Annotated in this window: 7 protein-coding genes; 1 reads left to right on the plus strand and 6 read right to left on the minus strand. The window is 36.4% G+C overall.

Features of this window, described 5'->3' with window-relative positions; all coding sequences use genetic code 11:
• Positions 1-188: 188 nt before the first annotated feature.
• Complete coding sequence (locus B9Y84_RS20235) at positions 189-485, minus strand: type II toxin-antitoxin system HigB family toxin (protein ID WP_085519217.1); 297 nt, start codon at positions 483-485, stop codon at positions 189-191.
• 404 nt (positions 486-889) lie between these two features.
• On the opposite strand from B9Y84_RS20235, the gene B9Y84_RS20240 reads away from it, so the two are divergent.
• Positions 890-1,993 carry an IS110 family RNA-guided transposase gene (locus B9Y84_RS20240; RefSeq protein ID WP_139828126.1) on the plus strand — a complete coding sequence of 368 codons (1,104 nt, stop codon included), beginning with the start codon at positions 890-892 and terminating at the stop codon, positions 1,991-1,993.
• A gap of 401 nt (positions 1,994-2,394) precedes the next feature.
• Here the strand turns inward: B9Y84_RS20240 and B9Y84_RS20245 are convergent, their stop codons facing one another.
• From B9Y84_RS20245 to B9Y84_RS20265, 5 genes are all read right to left on the minus strand, one after another.
• Entirely contained in the window at positions 2,395-2,889 is a 495-nt protein-coding gene (locus B9Y84_RS20245; RefSeq protein ID WP_085519219.1) for a VOC family protein, read from the minus strand.
• Between the two features lie 75 nt (positions 2,890-2,964).
• Positions 2,965-3,780, minus strand: coding sequence for an AraC family transcriptional regulator (locus B9Y84_RS20250; protein WP_085519220.1), 816 nt, complete (start codon positions 3,778-3,780; stop codon positions 2,965-2,967).
• A gap of 126 nt (positions 3,781-3,906) precedes the next feature.
• Positions 3,907-4,098, minus strand: a complete 192-nt coding sequence (locus B9Y84_RS20255) for a hypothetical protein (protein ID WP_085519221.1) — start codon at positions 4,096-4,098, stop codon at positions 3,907-3,909.
• Entirely contained in the window at positions 4,088-4,663 is a 576-nt protein-coding gene (locus tag B9Y84_RS20260) for an ATPase (protein ID WP_085519222.1), read from the minus strand. The genes B9Y84_RS20255 and B9Y84_RS20260 overlap by 11 nt, the downstream gene beginning before the upstream one ends.
• Before the next feature lie 259 nt (positions 4,664-4,922).
• Positions 4,923-5,261, minus strand: a complete 339-nt coding sequence (locus tag B9Y84_RS20265; protein ID WP_085519223.1) for a HepT-like ribonuclease domain-containing protein — start codon at positions 5,259-5,261, stop codon at positions 4,923-4,925.
• Between the last annotated feature and the right edge of the window lie 104 nt (positions 5,262-5,365).

The following is a 5,365-nucleotide window of genomic DNA, read 5'->3' on the forward strand; positions in this document are numbered from 1 at the left end:
CTTCAATGGGGTCTGGGGCATCTATCGGGTAATGCTTTTTTTCGTATTCATCAATTAGAAGACCTAGAATATCAGCTTCATCACTTTCTGGAGTTCCAATTTTAGCATCAAAGATTTCTTCAAGTCTGTTGAGGGCCTCTTGATATTCGACATCTGTTTTTATAAGCTTTAGTATCATAATTATCTATTTAAATGTTGTTGGCATCAATTTTATCGTATTCGGCATGCGTTCCAATAAAGCGGATAAATATCCACTGCTTTTCAAAATTGAACTTTACTACAAGTCGGTATGAATTTCCTTTGATGTTAAATATAACTCGTTCTTCTTTTAGTATACTAGCATTTGCATAAGTGTTTTTCACGTCATTCGGGGTTTTCCACTTACTGTTAATAGCTGTATCATACCATGTTTTAAGATATTGTTCAGAGTCAGCATGTTTTTCCCAAAATTCTCTTAAGGTTCTTTTAGCAAATATTCTATCCATGTAAAAGCTTCATAATTACAACAAAGATATAAAAATAGTTCTTAAAAAGAGAACTTTTATTAATGGATTTTGAGGAGCAGTAATTTTTTTCAAAGCTTAATTGAATACATTTAGATTTGTATGTTCACGAAATAAAGATTGTAAGAATATAATCTAATGAGGATATTTCATATTGCAGATTATTGTTGGCAACGCCACTGTATAAATTCGTGGCTGATTAAAAGTATAAAAATTTGCGTTAGCTACCGAGGCAATCCGCAGGATTGGCTTATTAAAATAATTTTTAATAATAAGGCAATCCTGCGGATTGCCGGGCTTTCTACAATGACCTACTGAACAGCCATGATTTATGAGCCCCTATGTAAAAGCATAAGTCCTTAACAGCTAACTTCTTAAATTAGGGTTTGAGAACAAAACTAAAAAGAAAGGAGCAAGGACTTATGAAGACTAAAGTTAATGATTTTTCAGGAATGAATATCTACGCTGGCATAGACGTTCACAAAAAGAGCTGGTCAGTCACCACTCTAGTAGACGAGCAAGAGCATAGAACATTTAATCAACCACCAAGTGCAGAAACATTGTATAAGTATCTCAGCAAGCATTTTAAAGGTGCCCACTATCAAAGTGCGTACGAAGCTGGTTTCTGTGGCTATGGGCACCATCGCCAACTTCTAGAACTAGGAATTGATAATATCGTCATTAATCCAGCTGATGTTCCCACCACAGGTAAGGACAAGGCTGGCAAGAACGATAAAGTAGACAGCCGCAAGATTGCTAAAGGTCTTAGAAACGGTAGTCTGACAGGTATCCATATATTTGATGAATCGGATCAGGATCTACGAAGTTTTGCCAGAATGAGGCATAATATGCAGAAGGATTTACGTAAAGCAAAGCAGCGTATAAAAGTATTCCTCAACTTTAACACCATTACTATTCCAGCGCATCTTGATGATGATAATTGGAGCAAAGCCTACGAGGCATGGCTTGAAGATGAAGTCCCATTCCCTACTGAAAATGCACGGACTGCTTTTGGGTTTATGCTATCCAATTATCATTACCAGAAGCAACAAGTCAGGCAGATAAGCAAAGAGCTTAGAGCATACTTCCGCAAATACCATAAACAAGATTATTTTCTACTGCGGACTATTCCCGGCATTGGTCCACTATCGGCCATTGCCCTTATCAGTGAATTAGGTGATATTAATCGATTTACCAATATAAACAAACTCAGTAGCTATGTAGGACTACTGCCGCTGACCAATAATAGTGGAGAAATAGAACGAGTGGGAGGCATGAGTTACCGCTGCAATAACTACTTGCGCACTATACTGGTGGAAGCTTCCTGGCAGGCTATTCGTAAGGATCCTGCCATGTTGTTGTATTACAAGAAGCATGCAGCCAAGGGTAATGGAAAGCGAGCCATCGTAAAGGTAGCTGCCAAATTGCTCAACAGGATCAGATATGTATTGAAAAACAAACAGGAATACGTACTGGGAGTAGTAGCGTAACTAATAACACAACATGAAATAAATTTTAACCAATTATGAGGTAATAATGAAAGAGGTGATCGCAAAACATCCGTTGCAATGCTTTTAGAGTATTTGCATTATGAGCATGCGACCCTCTTTACATAAGGTATTACAGGGAAATACGAAAAAGCATCGCTTTTATCGCAAATAGCAGCATGGCCTTATAATTTCATAGACAGAGAGCAAAACCGTGGACAGTGGATAAGTTGGCAACCCACGGGCCCTGCACAAAACTTAACCACAATCAACAGTTTCAACAATGGCAGTAGTGATTTGAAATAAATATCGTAAATTTATAGAGCAAACCTCCTAATTATAGTTGGCTAAAACTCTTATGGCTTTTCATAGCACAGAATGTTGTGTCCCGTTCGCTCTTTTTCCTAATTTGGTGAATGAAGCCCCATTTTGTTTCCCTCTGAGTCGTGGAATATGGCAAAAAATCCACTTTCGTCTGCGTGAAGTGTTTTAGGGATTATTATTTTACCACCGTTCCCTTCAACTTTATCAAGAATTGTCTGCAAGTTGTCTCCACCGTTCAAATAAATAGTAACTCCTTTGGCAGAAGGCTCGGAACCTTCTTCTTTCACAATAACTCCTGTTAACATTTGGTCTTCGTAGGGAAATAAACCCATTTCCATTCCAGGGAACTCTAATTTTTCAATTTCTATGCCTAAAATTTCTTTGTAAAAGTTAATTGCTCTCGAAATGTCTGTTGCTGGAATCTCAAATATTGATATAAAACTATTCATATTTTTATCGTTTTTGATTGTTTTTTCTTTAGTAGGATTTGAATTGGGGGCAGAAGTACCTTTGTTTTTGCAGGATACAATACCAAAAGTCAAGGCAATAATTGTGATTAATATTTTCTCTTTCATTTTATGTACGTTGTTTGCTGAACAAAATTAGAGTTGTTATGTCGCTTAGAATTGTAAAAATGCGACAGCCTTAAACTATTTGTAAAAAAGTGCGGAAAGAGCTAAATTTTCGTGATTGATAAACTCCTTGGGGTTTATTCCGGTAAATTCTCTAAAGTCTTTTATAAAATGTGCTTGGTCAAAATATTCACTTTGATAAGCAACATTGGTAAGGTTTTCTGCTTTTTGTTCAAGCAACATTTTTAAAGCTGTCTGCAAGCGAATTACCTTTCCCAATTGTTTAGGACTTACTCCAATTTGCTTTTTGAAGTTTCTTTCGAGTTGTCTTCGTTTTGACAAGCCATCTTTAAGGATTGAGTTTATTGAAGCACTTCCGTTTGTGGATAGAAGGGAATCAACTGTATTTTTTACGATTGTATTAATCGTTTTTTCGTCATTAAGCCTGTCCAAAAGAAATTTTTCGATAATGCTTATTCGTTGTTCCGTATTTTCTGCTTTGATTATTTTTTGCTCTAAATTATCTGCGAATTTTTTTTCAAAAAGTTTAGTTATGGATGTCTCTTTATTTACCAAATTATTGATTGGCTCAGAAACAAAGTTTGCAAAGCCATAAGGATAAAATCGGATAGCAAATGTTGTAACAAATCCTGTTGGCTCAATATAAAATGGTTCAATTGTTTGACCGATTACCATTGCACGAGGTTGAAGTATAAATTCATTTTCGGACGTGTAACGTTTTATATCATCTCCGAGAATAAACGCCATTTCAATACAACCATCAGGTACTATTCGCTGCTTTTGCGGTTCAGACTGTTTAGGCACTTCCAATGTCCAATAGCAACTAACTAGTGATTTTAGGTCAGAATGCGGTTTGTATGTTTGGTAGTCCAATTTATTGTTCGGAATTTTTTTCAGAGTGACGCACAACGGTAAGTTTAAGCATAGTGGGGGATTTAAGAGTGCTTCACTATCCGCTCACCGTAAGTTTTTAAGAGCAAAAGTGCTCAATTTCACTGTTTAACCCGCATTACGCTTATACAATGTTGTGGGTAGTATATCGTTCGGGTCTACCTCAGTAATTTTACCTTCTCGCAATACAATCATCGGACTATTCTTCTCCTTTTTGAACAGAACTAGCTTTCTGTAAGTCTCTTCAAGTCCTTTTACAATTTTATCGCGTTCTTCTTTTAATTGCTCTTTAGTTCCCATAATATTTTTCTTTTAACTCCTTCCATTGCAAAACATTGTTGACTGTAATTTCATTCATCGACCCTTCTGCAATAATTTCATAGCTATCTCCAGAGTTATTTACAAATAGCCAATTGTCCACTCTTGGAAGAAATAGATTAAAGAAGTTCTTCAATCCACTTTTATATCTTCTTCTTATCACTTCCTCTGGAATATGATGCCCTCCTTCTTTTACTCTAGTAGCTACTCTTGATATAGCCAATTCCTCCGAGTCTAGCAGAAAGAACAGACAGGTTACTTGATAACTTAGTTTCGTGGCTTTCTCAATAAATGTAACATAGCTTCTTGTCGAAAGTGTAGTTTCGAAAGCGAAACTTTCACCTGCTTCCAAGAGGTTCTTAATTCTTTTCAACATCATTCTACCTGCTTCTATACCCACTTTTTCAGGCTGAAAAGGTGAAATCCCCCGTGCAATTTCATCTGCATTCACAAATTCCTTGCAGTCCAGTATTTCTGGTAGAATTGTGTAGGAAGCAGTTGTTTTTCCTGCTCCGTTGCATCCAGCTATGACGTATAGTTTTTTCATCCGAAACAAATATACAAATTAATGGCGATCTGAACGGTACAAACCATTACCCACAACGCCTAGCTAAAATGCGTTTGCAACTCTTAGCTGACGAAGCACTAAATTAGCAAAGCCAAACCATAATTACAATTGCAAAGCAGTAAAAGGATAGAGCCACTAGGTTTGACTTTTATTTGAATGAAACTAAATGTTTGGCTTTGTGGTGACTCTGCAGCTTGAATTTGCTAGAAGCAGTAAGCAAATGCATTTTGAGCAAATGTTATGCACCTTTTAATACTCGGATTTCGTCAGCTAAAACAGGAACATTCCTTTGAATTATTCCCCATAACATCTCTGGTTCCACCGAATCGTAAGCGTGTGAAATAATATTCCTCAATCCAATGATGTTTTTAGAGGCTGTAATTTGAACGTCTGGGTTAATATCAATGATTTTCCTAATGGCTTCGCCAATGATTTCTAAATCCCTCTCTATAGCCCGTTGCAAAATAATATCATTAGAAAAATTGTTGAAGTCATTTTGAGTTTTCTGCTTAATAGATTCGATCTCCTCGATAACACTCTCAATGTCTAAAATGTATTTGAGTAGTTTAGGCTGCATACAAATCCACTTTTGACTGGTATACCTCTTCTTTGAGAATTGGGTTCTTCAGTGATTTGGTAGATACGAGATCGACTTTTCTATCTAAAATTTCTTGAAGGTGA

The sequence above is a fragment of the Marivirga sericea genome (assembly GCF_900177665.1).
GTDB lineage: Bacteria > Bacteroidota > Bacteroidia > Cytophagales > Cyclobacteriaceae > Marivirga > Marivirga sericea.